Annotated in this window: 23 protein-coding genes and 1 rRNA gene; 14 read left to right on the forward strand and 10 right to left on the reverse strand. The window is 34.5% G+C overall.

All coding sequences use genetic code 11. The annotated features are described in order from the left end of the window. The 4 genes from rrf to rsmD all read left to right on the forward strand — a co-directional run. Positions 1-82 (forward strand): 5S ribosomal RNA (gene rrf / locus HNS40_RS13255); the annotation flags it as partial. 494 nt (positions 83-576) lie between these two features. After that, the gene (locus tag HNS40_RS13260; protein WP_172281588.1) at positions 577-1,185 is read left to right on the forward strand and encodes a hypothetical protein; all 609 of its coding nucleotides are present in this window, start codon (positions 577-579) and stop codon (positions 1,183-1,185) included. A 5-nt stretch (positions 1,186-1,190) separates the two neighbouring features. Continuing rightward, positions 1,191-2,081, forward strand: a complete 891-nt coding sequence (locus HNS40_RS13265; protein WP_172281589.1) for a DUF3822 family protein — start codon at positions 1,191-1,193, stop codon at positions 2,079-2,081. Further along, positions 2,072-2,611, forward strand: a complete 540-nt coding sequence (gene rsmD / locus HNS40_RS13270; RefSeq protein ID WP_172281590.1) for a 16S rRNA (guanine(966)-N(2))-methyltransferase RsmD — start codon at positions 2,072-2,074, stop codon at positions 2,609-2,611. Before HNS40_RS13265 ends, rsmD begins: the two co-directional genes overlap by 10 nt. Here the strand turns inward: rsmD and HNS40_RS13275 are convergent. The 3 genes from HNS40_RS13275 to HNS40_RS13285 form a co-directional block, all read right to left on the reverse strand. Continuing rightward, positions 2,586-3,971 carry a redoxin domain-containing protein gene (locus tag HNS40_RS13275; RefSeq protein WP_172281591.1) on the reverse strand — a complete coding sequence of 462 codons (1,386 nt, stop codon included), beginning with the start codon at positions 3,969-3,971 and terminating at the stop codon, positions 2,586-2,588. The genes rsmD and HNS40_RS13275 overlap by 26 nt on opposite strands. A 91-nt stretch (positions 3,972-4,062) precedes the next feature. Further along, positions 4,063-4,539, reverse strand: coding sequence for a pantetheine-phosphate adenylyltransferase (gene coaD, locus HNS40_RS13280; RefSeq protein WP_172281593.1), 477 nt, complete (start codon positions 4,537-4,539; stop codon positions 4,063-4,065). A gap of 55 nt (positions 4,540-4,594) precedes the next feature. Further along, the gene (locus tag HNS40_RS13285) at positions 4,595-5,122 is read right to left on the reverse strand and encodes a gamma carbonic anhydrase family protein (protein WP_172281595.1); all 528 of its coding nucleotides are present in this window, start codon (positions 5,120-5,122) and stop codon (positions 4,595-4,597) included. A gap of 103 nt (positions 5,123-5,225) precedes the next feature. On the opposite strand from HNS40_RS13285, the gene HNS40_RS13290 reads away from it, so the two are divergent. The 6 genes from HNS40_RS13290 (at position 5,226) to HNS40_RS13315 (ending at position 10,937) form a co-directional block, all read left to right on the forward strand. Further along, positions 5,226-6,131: an LD-carboxypeptidase gene (locus tag HNS40_RS13290; RefSeq protein ID WP_172281597.1), complete on the forward strand. Its 906-nt coding sequence runs from the start codon at positions 5,226-5,228 to the stop codon at positions 6,129-6,131. Positions 6,132-6,181: 50 nt separating this feature from the next. Beyond that, a complete protein-coding gene (locus tag HNS40_RS13295; RefSeq protein WP_172281599.1) occupies positions 6,182-6,559 on the forward strand; it encodes a DUF5684 domain-containing protein in 378 nt (125 codons plus the stop codon). Between the two features lie 2 nt (positions 6,560-6,561). Further along, complete coding sequence (locus tag HNS40_RS13300; RefSeq protein WP_172281601.1) at positions 6,562-6,924, forward strand: YraN family protein; 363 nt, start codon at positions 6,562-6,564, stop codon at positions 6,922-6,924. A 19-nt stretch (positions 6,925-6,943) separates the two neighbouring features. Further along, entirely contained in the window at positions 6,944-8,272 is a 1,329-nt protein-coding gene (gene tilS / locus HNS40_RS13305) for a tRNA lysidine(34) synthetase TilS (RefSeq protein WP_172281604.1), read from the forward strand. 72 nt (positions 8,273-8,344) lie between these two features. Then, positions 8,345-10,183, forward strand: a complete 1,839-nt coding sequence (locus tag HNS40_RS13310) for a DegV family protein (protein WP_172281606.1) — start codon at positions 8,345-8,347, stop codon at positions 10,181-10,183. 19 nt (positions 10,184-10,202) lie between these two features. Then, on the forward strand, positions 10,203-10,937 hold the full coding sequence (locus tag HNS40_RS13315; protein WP_172281608.1) for a DNA-binding protein: 735 nt from the start codon (positions 10,203-10,205) through the stop codon (positions 10,935-10,937). A gap of 407 nt (positions 10,938-11,344) precedes the next feature. Here the strand turns inward: HNS40_RS13315 and HNS40_RS13320 are convergent, their stop codons facing one another. After that, complete coding sequence (locus HNS40_RS13320; protein WP_172281610.1) at positions 11,345-13,504, reverse strand: S9 family peptidase; 2,160 nt, start codon at positions 13,502-13,504, stop codon at positions 11,345-11,347. A gap of 361 nt (positions 13,505-13,865) precedes the next feature. Between HNS40_RS13320 and HNS40_RS13325 the strand changes: the two genes are divergently transcribed. After that, complete coding sequence (locus HNS40_RS13325; protein WP_172281612.1) at positions 13,866-14,087, forward strand: DUF2795 domain-containing protein; 222 nt, start codon at positions 13,866-13,868, stop codon at positions 14,085-14,087. Positions 14,088-14,135: 48 nt separating this feature from the next. Here the strand turns inward: HNS40_RS13325 and HNS40_RS13330 are convergent, their stop codons facing one another. The 6 genes from HNS40_RS13330 to HNS40_RS13355 form a co-directional block, all read right to left on the reverse strand. Further along, positions 14,136-15,056 carry a GYDIA family GHMP kinase gene (locus HNS40_RS13330; protein WP_172281614.1) on the reverse strand — a complete coding sequence of 307 codons (921 nt, stop codon included), beginning with the start codon at positions 15,054-15,056 and terminating at the stop codon, positions 14,136-14,138. 63 nt (positions 15,057-15,119) lie between these two features. Then, positions 15,120-16,436 carry a hydroxymethylglutaryl-CoA reductase, degradative gene (locus tag HNS40_RS13335; RefSeq protein WP_172281616.1) on the reverse strand — a complete coding sequence of 439 codons (1,317 nt, stop codon included), beginning with the start codon at positions 16,434-16,436 and terminating at the stop codon, positions 15,120-15,122. Positions 16,437-16,438: 2 nt separating this feature from the next. Further along, positions 16,439-17,422: a type 2 isopentenyl-diphosphate Delta-isomerase gene (locus HNS40_RS13340; RefSeq protein WP_172281618.1), complete on the reverse strand. Its 984-nt coding sequence runs from the start codon at positions 17,420-17,422 to the stop codon at positions 16,439-16,441. A 150-nt stretch (positions 17,423-17,572) separates the two neighbouring features. Next, a complete protein-coding gene (locus tag HNS40_RS13345; RefSeq protein ID WP_172281620.1) occupies positions 17,573-18,106 on the reverse strand; it encodes a DUF4468 domain-containing protein in 534 nt (177 codons plus the stop codon). A gap of 225 nt (positions 18,107-18,331) precedes the next feature. Continuing rightward, positions 18,332-19,984, reverse strand: a complete 1,653-nt coding sequence (groL, locus tag HNS40_RS13350; RefSeq protein ID WP_172281622.1) for a chaperonin GroEL — start codon at positions 19,982-19,984, stop codon at positions 18,332-18,334. 35 nt (positions 19,985-20,019) lie between these two features. Then, complete coding sequence (locus tag HNS40_RS13355; RefSeq protein WP_172281625.1) at positions 20,020-20,289, reverse strand: co-chaperone GroES; 270 nt, start codon at positions 20,287-20,289, stop codon at positions 20,020-20,022. A gap of 196 nt (positions 20,290-20,485) precedes the next feature. On the opposite strand from HNS40_RS13355, the gene HNS40_RS13360 reads away from it, so the two are divergent. The 3 genes from HNS40_RS13360 (at position 20,486) to HNS40_RS13370 (ending at position 23,678) form a co-directional block, all read left to right on the forward strand. Further along, entirely contained in the window at positions 20,486-20,830 is a 345-nt protein-coding gene (locus HNS40_RS13360) for an MmcQ/YjbR family DNA-binding protein (protein ID WP_172281627.1), read from the forward strand. A 263-nt stretch (positions 20,831-21,093) separates the two neighbouring features. Then, positions 21,094-21,669 (forward strand): acyltransferase, encoded by a 576-nt coding sequence (locus HNS40_RS13365; RefSeq protein WP_172281629.1) that lies wholly within the window; start codon positions 21,094-21,096, stop codon positions 21,667-21,669. 59 nt (positions 21,670-21,728) lie between these two features. Further along, complete coding sequence (locus tag HNS40_RS13370) at positions 21,729-23,678, forward strand: long-chain fatty acid--CoA ligase (RefSeq protein ID WP_172281631.1); 1,950 nt, start codon at positions 21,729-21,731, stop codon at positions 23,676-23,678. Positions 23,679-23,689: the final 11 nt, after the last annotated feature.

Consider the following 23,689-nt stretch of genomic DNA (forward strand, 5'->3'; position numbering starts at 1 on the left):
CTCTTCCCTTTCCGAACAGAGAAGTTAAGACCGCTAGCGCTGATGGTACTGCCAATGGTGGGAGAGTAAGTCGTCGCCACTCCTTTATAATAGCAAGTTCAATTTTTTTGAACTTGCTTTTTTTATACCCCTATTTTTTTATTCTTTTTCACAACTAGAATAAGCTCAAAGCACTATCTTTGCTCGCTAAAAGTAAGATGTTTTCCATATCTTACTTTTGATTTAACTTTTATAATCCCTCCTCTCCTTATATTATTTTAAACAAGAAAAACTATTTTAATATCTTAGCCCAATTCCCTTTTAGTTATAATTAATCATAAAAGTATTCGAGCATTTTGTTTATAAACAAATGATTAGGCAATTGTTAAGAATATGTCAAGATTAAGTATACTATAATAATGAGTCTCTTCATATTTCAATAAAATATGGAATGATATTTGCTAGATATTGTTGATTATTAGATAAATGAAAAAACGAAGAAATATTTTTAAAATATATGCTTTCTTCTAATCAAAAATCTTATTTTTGCCCTTAGTTGAAGTATTTAATTTGAGATAATAATAAAAAGATAGAAAGATGAAAATCATACTTAAACTTGTTCTACTTGTTACAATTATAGTATTAGGTTACTTTGTAGTTGAAAGTATTATGGAACCCGTAAGATTCAATAAAGAAAAAGACCTAAGAGAAGAACTAGTCATTCAAAAATTAGAAGACATTAGAGCAGCACAATTGGCATACAAAACCATTAATGGGACTTACATGGCTGACTGGGATACTCTAATCTCCTTTATTAAGGATAGCGAATTTCCAATTATTAAAGAAATAGCAGACCCTAATGATACCACAAATACTTTAATTATACGTGATACTCTAGGGTATATTCCTATTGTTGATTCATTATTTAGTCATAGAGAGCTATTTAATGCAGATCATCTTAAATATGTACCCATTCCGCAAAAATACTTTGCAAACGAAAAATTTGAACTCGCTTCTGGAGCTATTACTAGAGGAGGGTCGCCTGTAAATGTTTTCGAATGTCAGGTTTCATATGACGTTATCTTAAAGGGATTGGACAAACAGTTAATTATAAACTTGAATAAGAAATTAACTGAAATGAGTAAATACCCAGGTTTAAAAGTTGGAAGTCTAACAGAAGCTTCTACTGAAGGTAACTGGAAGTAATATTTATGCCAAGGCAAGATTCTTTAAAAGCAAGGGCAGAATATTTCGATTCAACTTATTCAGTTGAAAATCATAAAAATTACAGACTATCCATTCAGCTTCGGCTGAATGGATTTTCTTTTGCCATATTTTCTGCAGAGACCAAGAAGATTTTGAAAATTCAGGAATATGGAATTCATTGGAATAAAGATGGTAGTTCTGAGCAAAAATGGCAGATGCTCAACCAATCCTTATTGGATACTCTAGAAAAAGAGAATTTTGAATTTATGGTCTTTCCCTCAGTAAAGGTAATCCTTGACCATAAAGAATATCATCTACAGGCTCCAATATATGCAGATGATGCAAAAAAAGATAAAGAAATTGATTTTAATCAAAGCATTGGATATTCTCATACTACTCTTAGCAAAAAAATTTCAGGTGTTGATAGTATCATCTCATATGCCATCCCCTCCTTTATAAAACATACAATATCAGACTATTTTTCAAAAGCTCAAACCTTACACATAATAGATGTGTTAATCAATGATATTAGAATTCTACATCAAAACAAGGTTATTGGTAAAAGGCTTTATGTTAATATTTCAGATAGAGATATTCATATTATAGCCTATGATAGTGAACTTATCTTCTCAAACTCTTTTACTTATAGTACTAAAGAAGATTTCATCTATTTTATTTTATTAGCTTTTGAACAGCTAGCAATGAATCCGGAAGAGGATCCTCTCTATTTCATGGGAGAAATCAGCCGTTCTTCAGCCCTATTTAATATTGCTTGGCAATATATTAGAAATGTACATTTCATGGGAATGCAATTACCTGCAATGCTAAGTCAGGATTTTGATCAATTACCTATTCACCAATATTACTTACTCTTACAATCGAATATATGCGAATAATTGCAGGGAAATTTGGAAGGAGACGCCTTAAAACTCCAAAAAACCTATTGCTCAGACCTACAACTGATATTGCAAAAGAGGGCCTTTTTAACATCTTAAACAATCGCCTTTATTTTGACGAGCAAAAGGTTTTAGACCTATTTGCAGGAACAGGTAGTATCTCCTTTGAATTTATTTCTAGAGAAGCCGAACACGTAACATGTGTTGAGAATAATCTAATACATTTCAAGTTTATTACTTCGGTAAAGAATGATTTGTCTATGGAGAATCTACAGCCTTTAAAAACTGATGTATTCAAATTCCTAAGTATTAACAAAAGGTCATTTTCTTTAATTTTTGCTGATCCTCCATTTGAGTTAGACCATATTGAAACCTTACCTGGGTTAATATTTAATGGAACACATTTATCAGAAGGTGGACTATTCATATTGGAACATTCCGATAAGCATAGTTTTGAGAAACATGAGCACTTTGTAGAACTCAGAAAATATGGAAAAGTTCACTTTAGTTTTTTCGAAAGAAATCACTAGCTTCTTGCTCCTGTTCCTCTTTTAGTTTGTCAAGACTTTGCAAATAAGATCTCAGATTTTCTCGAGGGTTAGGTGGGAAGTAATCTAATAAATGGGTTTGCTCATCGAGGAGGATATATTGAGGGAAAATTTTTACTCTATATTCATTGAGCAGGGCAAAATCATCATTAAACCATAAGAAATCCCAATTTGCATTTTGGGCTTTTGCCCATTTTACAGATTCCTCTTTTTCCAGACCAGTAAACACAGTTAGTACTTGCAAGTTACTGTTTTCTTTAATCAACGATTTTAAAACTCTTATATCTGCCTCGCAAGTTTCACAGTTTGGTGAGACAAACATAAGATAAGTTCTTTTTCCTTTAAAATCTTTTATTGATTTTTGCTGATCGACTAGATTAGATAAAGAAAATGGAGGCACTTCCCCTCCCGAAACAAACGTGTTTAAACTTTTCAGAAGGTTAGCAGAAATCTTTCGATTCTCTACATACTTGCTATCCATTGCTAATTGATTGATTATTTCATTCAATTGTACTTTCTTCATTCCACTATTATAGAATAATTGCTTAATAGAATAGAGGAGAACCAGCTCTCTCAGTTTTTCTTTGACAAGTATAGGGTCTTTTCCCATTTTATCTTTCAATTCAAAAATAGGTAAGCCTTCGTTTAAAAGGTTTTTATATTCACTAAAATGAATTCCTTTATCATAATCATTCATATATTTATCAAAATATTTTAAGAAAAACATAGAATAAGCGGTATTAGAAAATTTAATGGGCTGTTCTGTCAGCCAATCATTAGCGATTTTTTCTCGTCCCTCTACCCTTGCTGTCCATCTTAACTCAGCCATTCTATAATCTATATAAGTATTGAAATAATTGGCTGTAGCAGAGTCCTCTATAATAGTCTCCTCAAGAATACTAGCTATTTTGTTTTCAAAACTATAATACAAACTTTTCTCTCTCAGTTTAATTAGATATACAAAGTTATTCTGCAGAAAGTTTTGGTATTCATATTCAAAACCATCAATCACTAGATTGAGTATATCTTCTTCCTCAAAAACAACATGCAGGGGCTTTTCAGGAAGGAAAATACTCTGATCCTCCAAAGTGATTTCATTGAAATCAAGTTTATAGGATTTACCAGGAATTACATAAAACGAAACGCTTTGGAGTCCAACTCTTATAGATACTTTCTGTATTTCGGTTGCTTCAAAACCCAACATAAAGACACCATTTTCATCGGGCCTTTGTTGATCTAATAAAACCTCTAAGCCACTTATGGGATCTGCTTCATGGTAAACCCTAAATACAAATGCATCAGCTGCTGCAGACTTACCATTAATAATGACAGGTAATGCCATATTATTAGCTATTGAAACAATCAATATTGCAAACAACAAACTAAAACGAAAAAAAAAGGAGTTTTTCATATTATGAAAACGGTGAATTGGACTAAATATTTTCTAAAATAATATTCCAAGCTTTTTTAGGTACAAATTGCTGTGCATTCCCACCATGTTTCAAAATATCCCTAATAATGGAAGAGTTTAAAGGAGTATGCTCTGGCTGAGTGAGCATAAATATGGTTTCAATTGAAGTATCCATTTGTTTATTGATTTGACCAATGCTTCTTTCAAATTCAAAATCTGCAGCTGTTCTTAGTCCTCTCAATAAATAATTTGCATTAACAGATTTGCAATAATCAACAGTTAAGCCAGAATAATGGCTTACACTTATATTATCGAAATCCTCAAAAGTAGCTTCTATCATTTTAACACGAACATCCATATCAAAAAAAGTATTTTTCTGAGAATTAACTCCTATGGCTACAATAATTTTATCAAATAATAAAGCTGCCCTTTTAATAACAGACTCATGACCTTTCGTAATTGGGTCAAAAGAGCCGGGGAATACCGCAATTCGTTCCATAAGTATTGTTTAAGATTCAAAAGTAGTAAATAATATGATGATGAAGAGATCCGAATTATTTGTTCTCCTCTTCACCATACCAACTGGCATACATATTATAGGATGAAGAGATTCTATTCACTTCACCTTCCAATAATGATTCATCAATATCCTTAATTTTCTTGGCGGGTACTCCAGCCCAGACCTCCCCTGATTTCACTCTAGTTCCTTTTGAAACTAATGCACCTGCAGCAATAAGGCTATTGCTCTCCACATAAACATCGTCCATTAAAATAGCACCCATTCCAACTAACACATTGGCTTCTATGGTACAACCATGGATAATGGCATTATGAGCAATGGAAACATTATCACCAATAATAACTCCTGCTTTTTGATAAGTACAATGGATAACAGCACCATCCTGAATATTTACATTCTTACCAATTCTAATAGAATGAACATCGCCTCTCACCACTGCATTAAACCATATACTACAATCGTCGCCGATTTCAACATCACCAACTAGGGTTGCATTGTCAGCTAAAAATACATTTTTGCCTATAATGGGTTCTATCCCTTTTACTTTTTTGATCAGTGCCATAATTTTCTAAATAAATATTCTGCAAATTTAAACAGATAAATATGTAATCGCATCAATAAAAAGCCATAAATCTTATTAAATTTGTTAAATCAAAATCGATATCATGAAAAGACCTCCCTACTTAAAATCAGGTGATAGAATTGGTTTGGTTTCACCAGCAAGAAAAATATCATCACAAGAAGTAAAATCAGCGGTAAAGTTATTGCAAAGATGGGGTTTAGAACCCGTTTTTGGACGCCACATTTTCTCATCTCACCATCAATTTGGAGGGAAAGATGCTGAAAGGACTTCCGATATGCAAGAGTTTCTTGACGATATTAATGTGAAAGGAATACTATCGACCAGAGGAGGATATGGAAGTGTAAGGATTATTGACCAATTAGATTTCTCTAAATTTAAAGTTCACCCCAAATGGCTAATAGGGTATTCTGATATCACTGTTTTTCATTCGCATATTCATCAAGTTTTAGAAATTGAAACCATTCACGGCACTATGCCCATTAATTTCCCAACAAATCTAGTGGAAAATGAGTCTATACTAAGTTTGAAACAAGCTTTATTTGGCGAATTAGAGGCCTATCAATTAAAGAATTGTCAAGTTTTACGAGAAGGAAATGTAACAGCTCCACTAATTGGTGGCAATTTATCCATACTATACAGCTTATTAGGTAGTATAAGTGATATAAATACGGATGGAAAAATACTATTTATTGAAGACTTGGATGAATATCTATACCACATGGATAGAATGATGATGAACCTCAAACGCACTGGTAAACTTCATCATCTAAAAGCCCTAATCGTTGGTGGAATGAATGATATGAATGACAATACCATCCCCTATGGACAATCTGCAAAAGAAATTATTTGGGAGACGGTGAAAGAATATGATTATCCAGTTATTTTTGATTTCCCTAGTGGACATATAGAACCCAATATGGCACTTTATTTAGGACGAAAGATTGATTTACAAGCATATAATAATGAATTGAAAATAAGTTTTTTGTAACTTAGTCGCATATTGTTCATCTAAGAGTTATCAAATTAAAAAATATCACTATGAGCGAATTTCAAGAATTATTTTTAGGGCTTACCGTTTCAACTTGGTTATCCATCTCTCTATTTATTGCTGTTGTATATATTGTAGCCCAGTGGAAAATATACGAAAAAGCTGGTCAAAAGGGTTGGGCAGCACTTATTCCATTTTACAACCTTTATATTCTTTTAAAAATTGTCGGTAAACCTGGATGGTGGTTATTACTCATCATTTTTGTACCATTTTTCAATATTATCCTAATCATTTGGATGACAAACCTTCTTTCAAAAAGTTTCGGTAAAGATGTGTTATTTACTATAGGACTAATATTCTTTGGAATTATCTTCTACCCCATTTTAGGTTTTGGTGACGCTAAATATATAGGCCCAGCAGGAAAATAAAAATGGCAGATCACAATGACTTAGGAAATTTTGGAGAAAAGTTAGCTCTCGAATATTTGGTAAAAAAAGGATACAAAATCTTAGAAACCAATTGGAGATTCATTCACAAAGAAATAGACATCATTGCCCGAAAAGATGATTTCATTGTTTTTATAGAAGTAAAAACCCGAAAAACTAACTATTTTGGAGAGCCATATACCTTCGTTAACAAGACTAAACAAGGCTTTTTAGTTAAGGCGGCCAATGAATATATTGTCCGTTTTAACATTCAAGAAGAAGCCCGATTCGACATTATTTCAGTGCTATATAACGAAAACAAAAAAGATATTACTCATATTGAAGATGCTTTTTATGCCAGAATGTAAAGATTCTTAAATTTGCATCATGTTAAAATCCTTTTTAAATTTTAGTCAGCACCATCAACTCACCTCCTCCTCTCCCATTTTAATTGGTGTATCAGGAGGTAGAGATTCTGTAGTTTTATGTGATTTATACCATCTTGCAAAAATTGATTTTGCGATTGCTCATTGCAATTTCGGATTGAGAGCTGAAGAATCTAACGAAGACGAAAAATTTGTAATCCAATTGGCCAAAAAGTATCAAGTCCCATTGTTTAGAACCAAAATTCCTACTAAAGCTTATGCTGAAGAATCGGGGATTTCCATTCAAATGTCGGCTAGAGCACAAAGAGTGAATTGGTTTAAAAAGCTTTGCAAAGAAAACGAATTCGAATATTATGCAACCGCTCATCATTCTGACGATGCCATTGAAACCTATTTTATCAATCAAATTCGAGGTACAGGAATATCTGGGCTGCATGGAATTTTACCTAAGCAAGGCACATTAATTCATCCCCTATTATTTGCCAGCAGAGAAGATATTACTCAGCATGCAGAAGTAAATAATTTAAGTTGGCGAGAAGATAGTTCCAATGCGAAAACTAAATATCTAAGAAACAAAATAAGGCATCAAGTTTTACCTCTTCTACAAGAAATTAATGGAGGTGTTAAACAGACTATCATTGAAAATATGGGTCGATTTTATGAAACTGAACAAATATATCTACAAAAAATAGAGGAGCTCAAGAAAGAATTACTGCTCAAAACTAAAGAAGGCTGGAGTATCCCTTTAGAAACCTTGAGGAGCCATGCTCAAGCAACAACAATTTTATACGAGTTTTTAAAAGAATTTGGTTTTAATTATAGCCAATGCAAACAAGTACTGCAAGAAAACGAGTTCAGTCAAGTTGGAGCCTTATTCTACTCGTCCAGCTATCAATTACTAAGAGACCGAAAATACCTTCTCCTCAAGGAAACAATTTCTGATGATGTGCAGGAGTATGATATTAAATCAACTTCCTCGCCAATAGAAACACCCATAAAATTAAAAATAGAATCCTCAGAAAATACCGATATCATTGCTGATAAGAATATAGCCAAACTGGATGCAGATTTAATAGAATTCCCATTGAAAATTCGTAAATGGAAACAAGGTGATTATTTTTATCCACTGGGAATGAAAGGACAAAAAAAACTTGTTTCTGATTTTTTTATAGACCACAAAATGAGTCTTTTTGAGAAACAGAATACCTGGGTTTTATGCTCTAAAAATAAAATTGTTTGGATTATTGGTCACCGAATTGATAACCGATTCAAAATCAGCTCTCAAACCTCTAAAACTATTATTATCAGCACACTCCCTACTGATTGTTAATACATTAACAGAGTTTTATTACCTTTAAAAAAGTCTTAAAATTTAAGCTCTCAATATTAAATTGATATCTTTGTGTTCATTAACAAAGGAGGAACATTGAAATACGAAGGTATTAATACCAATGTGCTAAATGGCAAAAGATTCTATTACAGTTTCTTAGCTGGAGCTCAGAGAATATTCGAACATCAAAAGGCTATAAATAAGATAAATGTTTTCCCTGTTCAGGATGGAGACACTGGCACAAATTTAGCTAGTACCATGCGTTCCATTATAGACACCTATATTCCAACCTCAAATTTAAAAATAACTGCTGATGCCATTGCTGATGCTGCATTGGTAGGAGCTAGAGGAAACTCAGGAATTATCTTCGCGCAATTTATTTATGGTTTTTCTGATATTTTAGACAAAGACAAAGATAATATCTCTGTTGAGGATTTTTCAAAAGCCTTAAAATCTGCTGTTATATATAGCTATGAAGCTATTAGTAATCCTGTAGAAGGTACCATGATTACTGTGATGCGTGAATGGGCAGAATCCGTGGATAAGCTAAAAGACAAATTCCAAGATTTTAATGAATTGATAGCCGCATCATTAAGCAGTGCAAAAAAAAGCTTAGAGGAAACTCCGAAAAAGCTTGAGGTTTTAGCAAAAGCAAAAGTGGTAGATGCTGGTGGAAAAGCATTTGTTCATTTCTTAGAAGGTATGACCGACTTTTTCCTACACGGAGAAATTCGTTCTATACTTCAAGCCAGAAACGTAGTTAAAATACAAGATGTAAGTGAGCATATTTCTCATGAAGAAGTAAACTACAGATACTGCACTGAATGTTTAGTAGTTATGGATAAAGCCAATGATAATTTGAAAAATATTTTTAAAAACAAATTATCAAGCTATGGGGATTCATTAGTTATTGCGGGGTCACCTAGAAAATTACGTCTACACATACATACCGACGATCCAGCACATGTGTTTTCACATATAGAACCATATGGAAACATTACCTTTCAAAAAGTTGATGATATGGTGATGCAAAAGGAAATAGTAAATAATCGTAAACTGCCTATTGGTTTCATTACTGATAGTGCTTGCGATTTACCTAAAGAACTCATTGATAAATACCAGATTCAAGTAGTTCCACTTAAAATACATTTTGGAGAGCAGTTTTTCCTAGATGGTCTGACTTTAAAGCCCAAAGAATTATATAAGAAAATGGACTCCTCTCCTATTTATCCCAATTCAGCACAACCTAGTTATCATGATTTTTTAAATAAATATGATTATTTGGCTACTCATTATGATTCTATCATTGGGATACATATCAGCGCTAAACTAAGCGGAGTTTGGAGTAATTCTAATAAAGCGGGAACAAGTATTGCTCAACAGCAAAATAAAGACATATCGATAGTTAATTCAAAGAATGCTGCATGTGGGCAAGGCTTAATCGTGTTACGTGCTGCTATGGCAGCTGAATCGGGTATGACAAAAGACCAAATCGTTAATAAAATGGACGAGTGGGCTATAAAAACCCACACATTAGTTAGCAGTAAAACCATGAAATATATGGTGAAAAGTGGAAGAGTGAGTCCTGTTAAAGGTGCTATTGGTAAACTGCTCAGCCTAAAACCTCTTGTAAAGGTTAATAATGAAGGATCTGCTGATATATTTGGCAAACCACTTAGTGAAAAGGGTAGCATTAAATTAGTGATGAATGAGATGAGAAAGCTCATTTCAGATCACGAAATTTGGGGATTTGCCATTTCACATGCCAATAATGAATCTACAGCTAATCATTATGCAAAAGAAGTCGAAAAACTAACAGGTATTAAACCTGCTTTTATTAGCGACGCCACTCCTGCCCTTGCATTAAATGCAGGACCTGGAGTTGTTGCTTTATCATTAATGTTGAAATAATTAAAATCGAAATTAAAATATGAAAAATCTAATCATTATTATTGCTTTAGGTCTGGGATTAATGGCTTGCAATAATGCCGAAAAAACCAATACCACGAATACCCAAAGTGATGCTTCCTATGAAGATGCTTTGGCAAAAATAAATAGTACTATGCATGAGGCTAAAGTACTAGAAGCTACAACTAGTGGATCCTATACTTATGTAAAATTAGAAGAAAATGGTAAAACTTTTATGGCAGCTGTAAGTGCTCGTGAGGTAAAAATTGGCGATACCTACTATTATAAAGATGCCATGGAAATGAAAAACTTCGAAAGTAAAAGCTTAGGTAAAGTATTTTCATCAATCTTTTTTATCAATGATTTTTATGCAACTAAACCAGAACAAAAGGAAAAAACTATCGGTGGAGAACATAAAAATGATCAAGATGTTCATACAAAAATAAAAGTTGAAAAAGCTGCAAATGGATATACATTAGCCGAAGTTTTTGAAAAGAAATCAAAATTAAAAGACCAAGAAATTATAGTTAAAGGTCAAGTGGTGAAAATTAACGAAGAAATCATGAATACCAATTGGGTTCATATTCAAGATGGAACAGAGTATAATGGGGTGTTTGATTTAACGGTAACTACAAGCGATGCTATTGACTTTAAAATAGGCGATGTGGTGACTTTTAAAGGAAAACTAATCCTTAACAAAGACTTTGGTCATGGTTATAAGTATGACTTTTTATTGGAAGATTCTAAGAAGCAATAGTAATTTCAGAGCAATACTGTCCAAAAGAAGTTCCATATTAAAAAAGATTCTTCACTTCATTTCATTAGGTTCAGAATGACAGGGTGTTAGAATTTGACAGGAAGGAAGAAGGGCTTTGCTTTTAGCATTAAAAAAAGCAAAACCCTTCTTCCTTATGAGTTACCAAAACACCTGTCATTCAGATGCGTAGCGAGGAATCTTTAATAATAATTAGGCCGCTAATGATTTCAGAACAACAACAAAAGCGAAAATCACATGATTTTCGCTTTTTTTTTTAGAATCATACTAATTGTATAATGAAATTAACTCTTAAGCATTTCATTATTACAATGGTTAATGCCGATAGGAAATGATCCATTTTTATTAAGGTTAATTTTAACGCTAAGTTCATTTCATCATCGGTGTCACTATTCTTTAATATCTTCTAAATCGAGGAAGAAAGCATACATCAATGCAATTTCTTTATATCTCTTGAAACGTCCAGAGGCACCTCCATGTCCTACATCCATATTGCAATCCATCATTAACAGATTATCATCGGTTTTATAGGCTCTTAGTTTAGCAATCCATTTAGCTGGTTCCCAATACTGAACTTGGCTATCCCAGTACCCTGTGGTGATTAAAAGGTTAGGATAAGCTTTTCTTTCGATATTATCATAAGGAGAATAAGACTTCATATAATGGTAGTATTCTTCGTTTTTAGGATTTCCCCACTCGTCGAACTCACCAGTTGTTAGTGGAATACTCTCATCCAACATGGTAGAAACCACATCAACAAAAGGTACAGCAGCAACTACACCATTCCATAATTCTGGATCCATATTGATAATTCCACCCATTAATAAACCGCCGGCAGAACCACCATAAGCATAAAGATGATCGCTAGAAGTATATTTCTCGTCCACTAAATATTTCCCACAGTCGATAAAATCATTGAAAGTATTCATCTTCTTTAGGAGTTTTCCATCCTCATACCAATGCCTTCCCATTTCTTGACCTCCTCTTACATGAGCAATGGCATATATAAAGCCACGATCGAGTAAGCTGAGTCTAACAGAACTAAAATAAGGATCGGTACTACTACCATAAGAACCATAAGCATAAAGCAATAGAGGATTCTTTCCCGTACGCTCCATTCCTTTCCTATAAACCATAGAAACCGGAACCTTAACACCATCTCTAACTTCTACCATTACTCTCTCCGAAGCATAATTTTCTGGGGAGAAATTAGGATCCATAATCTCTTGTTGTTTGAGTAATTCTTGTTCCTTAGTCACCATATTATAGTCAAAAGTACTATTTGGTGTAGTTAAAGAAGTGTAGCCATATCTTAAAATCTCAGTATCAAATTCAGGATTTGCTGAAACATAAGCCATATAGGCAGGATCATTAAACTCCATATAATATTCGTCATTAGTTCTCCAGTTAATGACTCTGATTTCACTTAAACCTTCTTTCATTTCAGAAACCACTAAGAATTTTTTAAATATTTCAATTCCTTCTAACAAAACATTATCTCTATGCGCAATCACTTCTGTCCAGTTATCCTTGGTGGTTTTATTCACTGGAGTTTTCATTAAACGGAAGTTTTTTGCATCCCAGTTAGTGGTGATATAAAAATCCTTACCAAAATGAGAAACGCTATAAATCATGTCCTCTTCTCTAGGTTGTATCACTTTCCATTCCCCATTTGGAGTATTGGCATCGAGGAAACGGAACTCAGTAGATAAAGTCTGGCTGGAACCAATCATTAAATACTTATCCGATTTGGTTTTGTATACAAAAGTATTATAGGTTTCGTCAGACTCTTCATACACCAATTTATCTTTTGATTGATCTGTTCCAAGAACATGCTTAAAGATTTTATTGGAACGTAAGGTAACAGGATCTTTAGTTGTGTAAAAGATAGTTTTGTTGTCATTCGCCCAGGTAGCTCCACCGGTGGTATTCTCCAATACATCTTTTAATAACTCACCTGTAGCTAAGTTCTTGACAAAAAGAGTATACTGACGACGAGAGACCGTATCTACGCCATACACCAAAAGTTTATTGTCTGGACTTACTGCTTGACCACCAACAGCAAAATAGCTAAGTCCTTCAGACATCACATTCTGGTTTAGCATCACTTCTTCTGTAGCTCCGTCAGTATCTTTCTTACGACAATTGAATGCATAATCCATACCTTCCTCATATCTTGAATAATACCAGTATCCATTCTTACGAACCGGAACACTTTGATCCGTTTGCTGAATTCGTGCAATTATTTCATCATATAACTTTTGTTGTAGTGGAGCTGTATGTTCCATTACCTGCTCGGTGTATGCATTTTCTGCATTTAAATAATCTAAAACTTCTTGGGTTTGACCATCTGGAGTTTCTGCATTCTTTTGTTCATCAGATAAACGCATCCAAAAATAATCATCTACTCGTTTATCGCCATGTGTTACTAACTCTTTGGCGTCTTTACGTGCAAGGGGTTTCTCCATAGTCATTTTATTATGCTCACCATTTTGACAGGAACTGAACATGATTAATGCTCCCATTCCCAAATACATTAATTTTTTCATCTTTTGTTTTATTAATAAGATCAATTTTAATTATTTAATTTGTGTTTATGTTTGAATATAACCTTCAAAAATAAATGAAAAATATTAGATTTTTCTACTATACACTTGGAAAACTAACTACAAACTGTGAAGAATGAAATCATTCAGTAAATAACTCAGTATTTATAGGGATTTCAGCCATTAAACTATCCTCCAATACATGAAACTTTATTATTATATTTACTGAAAATGCATTCCGAATGGCTTACAATTATTATTGTTTTTCAAAATAATGTTCAACTTATCAACAAGTATTTTAAAAAAGGCTTGTATGGAATGGAAAAAAAATTATTTTTGCAAAAAATATAAAACCACATAAGGTATGTATTGGACATTAGAATTAGCTTCAAAACTTGAAGACGCTCCTTGGCCAGCCTCAAAGGAGGAGCTTATTGACTTTAGCATCAGATCTGGCGCACCCGATGAAGTAATTGAAAACTTAAGCGAATTGGAGGACGAAGGTGAAATTTATGAGAGAATCGAGGACATATGGCCTGATTATCCCACGAAAGAGGATTTTTTCTTTAACGAAGACGAGTACTAAAAATATTAAAGCCTGATTCATTTCAGGTTTTTTTATGCCTTATCGTTTCTATAAGACCATGTCATCGTAACTCAATATGGTTTGATGACCTTTGTTTCGGAAGTATTTTTTTAAATCTTGCTCATCACCAGAATAGGTAGCCAATACAAAATCTCCACCCCAGGCACCTAGAGATTTTATTTCTCCATCAAAATCGTTGAAATAGGTATCCTTTATTCTTGGTTCCCCTATTAAACTGGAAATAATTTTCTCATGCTCTGCCAATGCTTTATCAAAATCGAAGAGGGATTTTGTTTTTGATATGACCTCACTTAATAGACTTACCTCCACTATATTTTGACTGGAAGCTTTTACTTTTTGCTTATAAGAAGCTACACTATTGGAAGAATTCTGCTTCTTGCCCAAATGAACAAAATATATATTCTTCTTAAATAAGGGATTAAAGTCGATGGTTGTCACCTTGGGTTCTCCATTGACCAACTGATAGAATATAGGACTATTACTGCGAGCAGTTGCCACATCTACCCCACTACCATTACTGGTTTGACGCACCAATTGATGAGGATTTACATCGAGCCAATAACCTATATTCGATAATAAAGTAGAACTAGAGCCCAAACCCCAATTTTTATCAAAATCTAGATTGGTTCTTATTTTAATGCCTTTCTGATTATCTACAGAAATACTTGCCAAATCGAAAGCTTTTTTGAGGATGTTTTTCAAATGTAAAGCCATCTTCTGATCGTTGGTGTGGATGATATTAAATAGTCTGGACCCGAAGTTTACTTGAAGCCATCCTTTATTTAATACTTTGGCTTCCCAACGAATACCACTGAACTCTTCATGCAAACTCACTTCGAGGCGTTGTCCATATTTTGTAGGGACAGCCATAGCCAAAGCACCATCAAGAACTAGGTATTCCCCAGTAATGAGTAATTTTCCGTTGGAATGAAATGCGGCTATGTTCATATATTAGCACTTAAAGTACTTCAAGTATTTAGAGTACTTAAAGTTATGAATCCTCTATTTAAATTATTGTCGAATATCATTAATAAAATCTTCTACTACTGAAAAAGAAACTTTACGAGTCTTAAAATATTCTACAGCAGTCTGTTTTTCAGTTTCAGTGGCGCCAAAGTTATTCAAAATATTTAATAAGTGCATTTTCATATGACCTTTTTGAATTCCCTTGGTGGTTAGAGATCTCAACGCACCAAAATTATTCGCTAATCCAGCCACAGCAGCTATTTGCATTAAATCATCGGCATGAGGGTCACCAAGCAATTCCATAGTAAAACGTGCTAAAGGATGCAATTTGGTTAATCCTCCAACGGTTCCTAAGGCCATGGGAACTCTCAAAACATATTTAAAACGCCCCTCCTTTATCTCAATAGAAGTCAAACTACGGTATTTTCCATCGCGGGCAGCATAGGTATGCCCACAAGCTTCAACAGCTCTAAAATCGTTCCCCGTGGCTAATACCACAGCATCTATTCCGTTGAAGATTCCTTTATTATGGGTAGTGGCACGATAAGTATCCACAGTAGCAACTTGTACCGCTTTTTCAAACTTCCAAGCAAAATCCTCCGCTGAAATATCGGGGTCCACTCCCTCTAAGTCTTTAATATCACATTCCACCCAAGCTTCCACCAAGCAATCTGGGGTGTAATTACTCAGAATTGACATGATGACTTGTATGGGATACTCGTTCAACTCTTTGTTCTCACTTACTTTTTCTTTTAAAATCTCAGCAAATTCCTCTAAACAAGAGTTAATAAAATTGGCACCCATGGAATCTACTGTATTAAAACTGGCTTTGAGCTGATAATAATCATCAATTTCAGTTCGCATGTCCACCAATTCAATATCGAGGATTCCTCCGCCTCTTTCCCTCATGTTTTTGGTGATTCCATCAGTTCCTTGAAAGAAATGCTTTTTTAAAACTGGGAAGAATGCATTTAATTTTTCAAAATCACCAGCCCAAGTAAAATGAACTTGACCTATTTTTGTTTGATTAATAATCTGGGTATGAAAACCTCCTCTTGTTGACCAGAATTTAGCGCTATTACTTGCGGCTGCTACCACCGAGCTTTCTTCAATCACCATAGGAATCATATAGTTTTTCCCATTGATGATCACATTGGGTGCAATTCCATAAGGAAAGAAAAAGTTGGAAATGGTATTCTCAGAAAATTCTTCGAAAAGCTTTTGTTTAGCAATTTCGGCATGCCAAAAAGATTTGAGTTCTTTTTCTACTTCTTTTGGATTGGGGAAATAGGCAGCTACCTTTTTAACTTTTTGTTCTTTATCTAGTTTCGAAAATCCTTTGATGATTTCTTTTTCAAGCATAATTATAGTTTGTGTAAAAACTTCTCCGCTATTTGAAGACTTCTCTTCACTAAAGTTACATATTTTTTTAACTCGGAATAATCTTCACGAGCATATTTTAAAAACTGAAATGCCATGCCAATAATAGCAGGTGCAGATAATTGCTGAAGCATGTAATAGCCCCTCAATGGATTCATTCCTCCGCTGACGATCAATTCTTTTTGTTGCACCATATTCATGGGAAGTTCATTTAAAAAACCCACCATATCGGCAGCACTATGTCCCACAGATGCAAAACCACTCATCTGTTCCATCACCATCTCATCGGAACGCATCAACTCAATTAAGCTAAAATTGGTTCCTCCCAAGGCTCCAAATTCTATTCCTGCAATATCAGTTTCCAGCAGCGCATCTAAACTTTTAGGGCCCATTCCTTGTCCAACTTCTTTTACAAAAATCGGGAAATCAATCAACTCTAATAATTCTTGGATAGTTTCTAGAGGAGGCCTTTTATAAATATCACCCTCTGGCTGCATGAGTTCTTGAAGTGGATTGACGTGAAGCATGAGTCCATCTGCTCTGAGTTCAGTGACCAATTCGATGATCTTGTCAACTGCCTTAATGTCCAACAAGTCCTCCACTTGTGCAATTCCTAAATTGGCCATCAATGGTAAATCATTTCCCATGATGTCTCTCACATTAAAATCCTCAAAACGTTCCTTGGATTGTAATAATGGACGGCAAGAGCCCAAGCCCATTCCCATTCCAAACTCTCGACAAGCCTGAGCGAGATTTCTATTAATATCTTGGGCTTCTTTGGTTCCACCTGTCATGCTACTTACCCAAAGTGGCAAACTCAATTCTTTAGCCAAAAACTTCGTCTTCTTCAATTCCTCCAATTGATTAGAGACCAACATGGGTTCATAGTTAAATAATTCTGAGACTTCTTGCTCGAACATCTGAGCTTGATAAGCCAAATTAATATGGTCTTTTTTCCGGGATTCCATAGCATTAGATTAGCTGCAAATATATGGAATTGTGGTGGAGTGGCAAGTATGGTCTTTTGATAAGAGATTCTTAATTCTTCAAGGAATTCAAAAAAAGAAAACCACTCTACTGAATGTAAAGTGGTTTTCAAATATCTTAATAAGAAAATTCTACCATTTCTCTTCCTCATATACTTTTGGTGGCTTCATACCTTCTTTTAGACTTTCTAGCTTTTCTTTGGCAAAAGCATCTAATTGTTGAAGGTTAACTGAGCTAGGTGCTGTTCCTTCTGGTAACCAATTCTCGCAGGGGAATTTTGAAGTTTTCTTCAAAACAAAATTGGTCATCTCGGCACGGTATCGTCCATCTTTAAAACGAATAATCATGTCGTACATCACTTCACCCGCATTTGTGATCGTTCCACTTTCAAGGGCCTGTGTTAGATTAAATCTATGACGGATAACAATTTTTTTATTCACCATATCGCGAGTTGGAGTCACCGATGTAGGATTCTTATATTCCTCATTGATCCACTTTACACAACGTTTGAATAAATCTTTGGCATCCGCATCTTCTTGTACTAGCTCAACGTATCTAATCTGACCCTCCTCATCCAAAGGAATATCTGGAGTAGATAAATCAGTTTGCGCCTTAAGAATAAATGGCGCTATAATGGCTAAAATGATGATTAAATTCTTTTTCATAAACTTTTTTTTTGCATTAATAATTGATGGAAAACTAAAATTTCCCATTTTCAAAAATACACATTAGCATTTTTGAGTTCATCTGAATTCAGAGGACTTTTCAACAGCCTATTTTTTATAAGTGAAACTCTATTTAATCCATAGCCATCATCGTGCCATTATTGTAAAACAAAAAAGTCCTCTGGAAATTTCCAGAGGACTTTTTGAATATAGTATTTTATAGGCTTACATCATTCCGCCCATGCCACCCATTCCACCCATACCACCAGCTGGCATTGGAGGCATAGCATCACCACCTTCTTCTTTGTGCTCAGAAATCACACAAGCAGTAGTTAATAGCATGCTAGAGATAGAAGCAGCATTTTCAAGTGCTACACGAGTAACTTTAGCTGGGTCAATTACACCTGACTCATAAAGGTTTTCGTAAACTTCTGTTCTGGCATTGAAACCATAATCGCCTTTACCGTTTCTTACTTCATTAACAATAACAGAAGACTCTAAACCAGCATTGGCAACGATTTGACGTAATGGCTCTTCAATAGCACGTTTTACTATTTTAATACCAGTTAACTCATCTTCGTTATCGGCTGCTAAATCGTCGAGGCAAGAAATGGCTCTAATGAAAGCGACTCCACCGCCAGGGATAATTCCTTCTTCAATAGCTGCCCTAGTAGCAGCTAAAGCATCTTCGAAACGATCTTTCTTTTCTTTCAATTCCATTTCAGAACCAGCTCCAACGTAGATCACTGCAACACCACCAGCTAATTTAGCTAAACGCTCTTGAAGCTTTTCTTTGTCGTAATCAGAAGTTGTAGACTCAATTTGAGCTTTAATCTGATTTACTCGTGATTCTATTAGAGCTACTTCACCTTTACCGCTTACAATAGTTGTATTGTCTTTGTCGATAACGATTTTATCAGCAGTTCCTAGATTCTCTAAAGTAGCATCCTCTAATTTATATCCTTTTTCTTCAGAAATAACGGTAGCTCCAGTTAAGATAGCAATGTCTTCTAACATTTCTTTTCTACGGTCACCAAAACCTGGAGCTTTAACAGCAGCAATTTTCAATGAACCTCTTAATCTATTCACTACTAAAGTAGCTAATGCTTCGCTTTCTACATCTTCAGCAATAATGATTAATGCTTTTCCAGTTTGAGCGGCTTTTTCTAGAATAGGAAGCAAATCTTTCATATTGCTTACTTTCTTGTCGTAGATTAAGATGAATGGATTCTCATAAACAGCTTCCATTTTCTCAGTATTAGTAACGAAATAAGGAGAAATATATCCTCTATCGAACTGCATACCTTCAACCACATCAACACTAGTTTCGAAACCTTTGGCTTCTTCAATAGTGATTACACCTTCTTTTTTTACTTTAGCCATAGCTGCAGCAATCATTCCACCAATAGCTTTATCGTTATTAGCAGAAATAGTAGCCACTTGCTCTATTTTCTCATTACTATCACCTACAGCAATAGCTTGTGATTTGATATCAGCAACAACAGCAGCAACCGCTTTGTCAATACCTCTTTTTAGATCCATTGGATTGGCACCAGCGGTAACATTCTTTAATCCTGTAGTTACAATTGCTTGAGCGAGAACAGTAGCAGTAGTTGTACCATCACCAGCTAAATCGTTGGTTTTAGAAGCTACTTCTTTCACCATTTGTGCACCCATATTCTCAACAGTGTCAGTCAACTCGATTTCTCTAGCTACTGTAACCCCATCTTTAGTAATGGCTGGTCCACCAAATGATTTGTCAATAATTACATTTCTACCTTTTGGTCCAAGTGTTACTTTAACTGCATTAGCTAATGCATCTACACCTTTCTTTAAAGCTTCTCTTGCTTCGTAATCGAATATAATGTCTTTTGCCATTTTTCTATATTTTTATTTTTGTTATAATCAATGAATTAAATGATAGCCAGAATTTCTGACTGCTCCATGATAAGGTAATTGCTTCCTTCAAGTTCTACTTCAGTACCAGCAAATTTGCCATAAAGTACAGTGTCACCAACTTTTACTAAAAGGTCTTTTCCCTCTTCAGTTTTACCTGTAGCCATCACTTTTCCTCTCGATGGTTTTTCTTTTGCTGTATCTGGAATAATAATTCCACTTGCTGTTTTTGTTTCTGCCGCTAATGGCTCAATTAAAACTCGTTCTCCTAAAGGTTGTATTTTCATGTTTTAAATATTTTAAAATTGATAGTTTGTGCTTATCGAATTTTATGCCAATTGATAAGGAGGTATGTTTTGTCAGGAAGATATGACATGATGACATTGTCTATTTTCTTCAAAAACACAATAATTAGAAACTCTTAAAATGATTACACTGAAATCTATTAATATTTTCCTATTTTCGTAATCGAAATTAAGCATAATGAATATTGAAGAAATAAGAGCCTATTGCCTTTCGAAACCATTTACAACCGAAGGTTTTCCATTTGGAGAAGATACTTTGGTGTTTAAGGTTCATGGTAAAATGTATGCCTTGGCCAACTTAACAAAAGGACATAGCATCAATTTAAAATGTGAGCCAGAAAGAGCAGTTCACCTCAGAGAAATGCATTCAGAAATCATTCCTGGCTATCATATGAACAAAAAACATTGGAACACAATAAATACAGAAGGTTTGCTTTCGGTGGATTTATTGAAAGAATTAATTGACCATAGTTATGATTTAGTTTGGGGGAGTTTGCCTAAGAGGTTAAGAGATAATAGTTAACAACTAACAGTTAAGAGTGAATAGTTAAATGTGAATAATTAAAAGTTTAAATAGATAAAGGACACTGATTTTATCTGGCTACGCAGCTAGACAGGCCTGTCGAAGTGTTCAATGGAGGAGTTAAACAATTAATAGTTTACAGTCAAAACTAAATATTCATTGTGAAGAAAAAGCTCATCAGGCTCCCTTTAGGGTCGGGGCAAAACTGATGAGTTAATAGTAAAGAGCTAATTTAAAAACAAGAAACAAATAAAAAGACATATATGAGTAAAGAATATTTTGCCCACGAGACTGCAGTGATTGATGAAGGCTGCAAAATATCAGAAGGAGTTAAAATTTGGCATTTCAGCCATATTATGAGTAATTGTGAGATTGGAGAAAATTGTAATATTGGCCAAAATGTGGTGATTTCCCCTGAGGTAATCCTTGGGAAGAATGTAAAAATACAGAATAATGTATCTATATATACTGGAGTAATTTGCGAGGATGATGTATTTCTAGGTCCTAGCATGGTTTTTACCAATGTGACCAATCCTAGAAGTGCTGTAAATCGCAGAGGAGAGTATTCCAAGACCATTGTGAAAAAAGGAGCCAGTATTGGAGCTAATGCGACTATCGTTTGTGGACACGATATTGGGGAGTTTGCATTTATTGGTGCCGGTGCAGTGGTGACAAAAACTGTTCCTGCTTATGCATTAGTAGTTGGAAATCCCGCTCGTCATCTGGGTTGGATGAGTGAATTTGGCCATAAGCTTAAATTCGATATGGATGGCTATGCTTTCTGCCCTGAAAGTAATGAGAAATACGAACTCAAAGGCGGGGTGGTTAAAAAACTATAAACTTGAATTATAAATATCTATGGAGATAATCCTCAGATTTCTACACCTACTATCATAAAATGAAAAAAAAGTCTACAAGTATCCATACTATTGTATCACAACTGGAATATGCCGCAGAACACTTTGAATCAAAAACCTATCTTGCTGATAAAGAAGATTCGGGTTGGCTGCCTTTATCATTTTCCGATGTCAAGCTACAATCTAGATATTTAGCCCTTTCGCTACATAGCCAAGGGCTGAAAAAGGGAGAACATTTTTCTATTTTGTCTGAAGGCAGTTCTCGTTGGGTTATTTCTGAATTTTCCCTCCTCTATAATGGGATGGCTTCGGTACCTCTATCCGTAAAACTAATGGATGAAGAACTACCTTTCAGACTGAATCATTCAGAATCTAAAGGGATTTTTATTTCCAAAAACAACTTAGCTAAAGTATTGAATATCTGGAATCAAATTGATAATAAGGACTTCAAGCTGATTTATTTGGATCATGATATTGAATACGCCTATCAATTAGCAGAAAAACAACATATCTCCAAAGATCATATTTGGAGCTATTTTGATTTAATTGAAAAAGGGAAAGAGGATTACTTGAATAATGCTTCAATAATTGACCAGCTATTAAAAAACCTGAGTAGCGAAGATGTGGTTACCGTTTCCTACACTTCTGGAACCACCGGCAATCCGAAGGGTATTATGCTTACCCACAAAAACTATATGGCCAATAGCGCTGAAGGAGTTGAAGTTTTCAAAGCTAATGATCAATTAAAAACATTAATCATATTACCCGTCGATCATTGTTTTGCACATACGGTAGCGATTTTCGGAGCCCTATTCAGCGGAATGTCACTATATTTTCTGGATGCCAGAGGCGGCTCTGTTAATGCGATAAAAAACATCCCCATCAATCTAAATGAAGTAAAACCTAATTTTTTACTCACCGTTCCTGCCCTATCTGGTAATTTAATGAAAAAAATTATTGATGGTATCAGTGATAAAGGCGGGTTCGTTGAGAAATTGTTTCACGCCGGACTTAAAGCTGGATATGAAATTCATGGTGATGGATTTCAAAAAGCAAGTTGGCTTAGTCTTATAAAAAACTGGCCTACCTATTTTCTGGCTAAATCGCTTATATTCTCCAAATTAAGTAAAGTATTTGGAGGGAATTTACAATATATGGTTGGAGGAGGAGCACTCCTCGATATCAAACAGCAACAATTTTTCTATACCATCGGCTTCCCTATTTATCAAGGATATGGCTTAACTGAAGCTACACCTATCATTTCTTCAAACACCCCATTTATTCATAAACTAGGTACGTCAGGAATGGTTTTACCTTCCATTAAATGTAAGATTATGAATGAAAATGGAGAGGAATGCAAAACCGAAGAAAAAGGCGAGATTGTTATTTCTGGTGATAATGTGATGAAAGGATACTTCAAAAATACAGAAGCTAGTGAGGAGTATATAAAAAATGGGTGTTTGTGGACTGGAGATTTAGGCTATATGGATAAAAACGGATTTTTGGTGGTAACCGGCCGAGAAAAAGCTTTATTAATTGCTGAAGATGGAGAAAAATATTCACCCGAAGAAATTGAAGAAGGACTGGTATTTCATGCTCCACTTATTCAACAAGCCATGCTTTATAATAATCAGAAGAGGTTAACGACCTCTATTATTACACTTGAAGAACTAAAAATAAAGAAATTAATCAAAGAGCAGCAGATCACATCGGCATCTGAATTATTGGAAGCTATCCATCAAGAAATTAAGCATTTTAAAAACGACCCTGTTTATAAAGTGAAATTCCCAAGTAAATGGATGCCTTCCTTATTTTATATTGCTCAGGAAGCATTTAGTGAAGATAATAAGCAAGTGAATTCAACCTTAAAAATGGTCCGACACAAAATAGAGGAGGCTTATCAAACTCAAATCGATTTAATGTATTCAAGCACTGGAAATGAAAGCATAAAAAAGGTGAACGAGAAGACGCTAGCTGACATGTACTTTTAGTACTAGCACTC

The organism is Lentimicrobium sp. S6 (genome assembly GCF_013166635.1).
Lineage (GTDB): Bacteria > Bacteroidota > Bacteroidia > Bacteroidales > UBA12170 > UBA12170.

Excerpts from the sequence above, each read along its gene's own strand:
- HNS40_RS13315 (WP_172281608.1), top strand. The coding sequence starts at position 10,203 with ATGAAAAATCTAATCATTATTATTGCTTTAGGTCTGGGATTAATGGCT.
- HNS40_RS13320 (WP_172281610.1), bottom strand. The coding sequence starts at position 13,504 with ATGAAAAAATTAATGTATTTGGGAATGGGAGCATTAATCATGTTCAGT.
- HNS40_RS13290 (WP_172281597.1), top strand. The coding sequence starts at position 5,226 with ATGAAAAGACCTCCCTACTTAAAATCAGGTGATAGAATTGGTTTGGTT.
- HNS40_RS13295 (WP_172281599.1), top strand. The coding sequence starts at position 6,182 with ATGAGCGAATTTCAAGAATTATTTTTAGGGCTTACCGTTTCAACTTGG.
- coaD (WP_172281593.1), bottom strand. The coding sequence starts at position 4,539 with ATGGAACGAATTGCGGTATTCCCCGGCTCTTTTGACCCAATTACGAAA.
- HNS40_RS13370 (WP_172281631.1), top strand. The coding sequence starts at position 21,729 with ATGAAAAAAAAGTCTACAAGTATCCATACTATTGTATCACAACTGGAA.
- rsmD (WP_172281590.1), top strand. The coding sequence starts at position 2,072 with ATGCGAATAATTGCAGGGAAATTTGGAAGGAGACGCCTTAAAACTCCA.
- HNS40_RS13340 (WP_172281618.1), bottom strand. The coding sequence starts at position 17,422 with ATGGAATCCCGGAAAAAAGACCATATTAATTTGGCTTATCAAGCTCAG.
- HNS40_RS13275 (WP_172281591.1), bottom strand. The coding sequence starts at position 3,971 with ATGGCATTACCTGTCATTATTAATGGTAAGTCTGCAGCAGCTGATGCA.
- HNS40_RS13345 (WP_172281620.1), bottom strand. The coding sequence starts at position 18,106 with ATGAAAAAGAATTTAATCATCATTTTAGCCATTATAGCGCCATTTATT.
- HNS40_RS13355 (WP_172281625.1), bottom strand. The coding sequence starts at position 20,289 with ATGAAAATACAACCTTTAGGAGAACGAGTTTTAATTGAGCCATTAGCG.
- HNS40_RS13260 (WP_172281588.1), top strand. The coding sequence starts at position 577 with ATGAAAATCATACTTAAACTTGTTCTACTTGTTACAATTATAGTATTA.
- HNS40_RS13335 (WP_172281616.1), bottom strand. The coding sequence starts at position 16,436 with ATGCTTGAAAAAGAAATCATCAAAGGATTTTCGAAACTAGATAAAGAA.
- HNS40_RS13360 (WP_172281627.1), top strand. The coding sequence starts at position 20,486 with ATGAATATTGAAGAAATAAGAGCCTATTGCCTTTCGAAACCATTTACA.
- tilS (WP_172281604.1), top strand. The coding sequence starts at position 6,944 with ATGTTAAAATCCTTTTTAAATTTTAGTCAGCACCATCAACTCACCTCC.
- HNS40_RS13330 (WP_172281614.1), bottom strand. The coding sequence starts at position 15,056 with ATGAACATAGCCGCATTTCATTCCAACGGAAAATTACTCATTACTGGG.
- HNS40_RS13365 (WP_172281629.1), top strand. The coding sequence starts at position 21,094 with ATGAGTAAAGAATATTTTGCCCACGAGACTGCAGTGATTGATGAAGGC.
- HNS40_RS13265 (WP_172281589.1), top strand. The coding sequence starts at position 1,191 with ATGCCAAGGCAAGATTCTTTAAAAGCAAGGGCAGAATATTTCGATTCA.
- HNS40_RS13285 (WP_172281595.1), bottom strand. The coding sequence starts at position 5,122 with ATGGCACTGATCAAAAAAGTAAAAGGGATAGAACCCATTATAGGCAAA.
- HNS40_RS13300 (WP_172281601.1), top strand. The coding sequence starts at position 6,562 with ATGGCAGATCACAATGACTTAGGAAATTTTGGAGAAAAGTTAGCTCTC.
- groL (WP_172281622.1), bottom strand. The coding sequence starts at position 19,984 with ATGGCAAAAGACATTATATTCGATTACGAAGCAAGAGAAGCTTTAAAG.
- HNS40_RS13325 (WP_172281612.1), top strand. The coding sequence starts at position 13,866 with ATGTATTGGACATTAGAATTAGCTTCAAAACTTGAAGACGCTCCTTGG.